General features: G+C 67.0%; 1 protein-coding gene and 1 pseudogene. Both read right to left on the bottom strand.

The window, feature by feature from the left end; all coding sequences use genetic code 11:
• Positions 1 to 102: 102 nt before the first annotated feature.
• Entirely contained in the window at positions 103 to 852 is a 750-nt protein-coding gene (locus ACZ6IM_RS42695) for a transposase family protein (protein WP_319218984.1), read from the bottom strand.
• Between the two features lie 138 nt (positions 853 to 990).
• Positions 991 to 1,123, bottom strand: a pseudogene (locus tag ACZ6IM_RS42700) (IS5/IS1182 family transposase); the annotation flags it as partial.

Below are 1,123 nucleotides of genomic sequence, written 5' to 3' on the forward strand. Positions count from 1 at the left end.
ATCACCAACCGAACGACCAGGGGCCCTGCCACGTCACGCACTCCCATCAGCCCTTCGTCATCAGCCTCAGACCCCAGGATGAGAAGGGTTCAGTGAGCTCTTTCAGCGTTGCCTCTCCAGGGTGAGGACGGCCTTGGCGATGACGGTCATGCGGTTGGGGCTGATGCGGGCTCTGCGGAAGATCTGCCAGGACTTCAGCCGTGCCATGCCGCGTTCGACGGGAGCTCGAGCCTGGGCCAGTGCGCGGTTGACAGTTCGCCGTGTGGGCGTGAGTTCGCCTCCGGGTGGTCGTTTGAGCCCGGTGGTGACCCAAGGGCCGGCGCCCTGGTATGCGCGGTCAGCCAGGACGGGGACGCCCTGTCGCTCGCAGATCCGGATGATCCGGTGGGCGCGGGCCGAAATCAGGTCATGGGTGCGGCCCGGCAGCGCGGGCGAGATCCACAGCACCTTGCCGGCGGGGTCGGTGACGACCTGGACGTTCACCCCGTGGCGGCGGTGCTTGGCCGAGTAGTCGCCACGGCCGTTGCCGGTCCGGTCGCACTCGGCGAGGGTCCCGTCCAGCAGCACGAAGTCCGGGTCGCTCTCGCGCAGGACCTTCAGCAGGCCCGGAGCCCGGTCGGCGAGCAGACCGACGACGGCCGTGACGTATGCGTGAGCGGTACCGACGGATATACCGAAGCCGGCCGCGATGCGCGCGAGGGTGTCGTGACGGCGCAGATACACCAGGGCGACCAGCGCACGCTGGTGCGGCGGGAGCTTGCATCGCCGGTCACCCTCAAGGGTGACGATGAGCATCGTGACCCACTCGACCAAGGCGTGAGACAGGTCGAGTGCGGCAGGACAGGGAACCAACGAGGCTCCTGTGCCGATGGGTTGAGACTTCGAACACCTCCCTCAACGGCACGGGAGCCTCGTGCGTTGCGGTCCCTCGTCCCCAGCAGCACCGTCACCCGATCAGTGGCCACGCTGAAAAGGCTCAGTGAGCCTCTTTCATCCTGAATAGCTGCAGGTCAGCAGTGTGTGGACGGCCTGGACGATGGTGCCGATACGACGGGTGGAGCATCTGGCTCGCCGTAGTAGCCGCCAGGACTTCAACTGCGCGAAGGCTCGTTCGCCAGGCGCC

Source organism: Streptomyces sp. NPDC042336 (assembly GCF_055581985.1).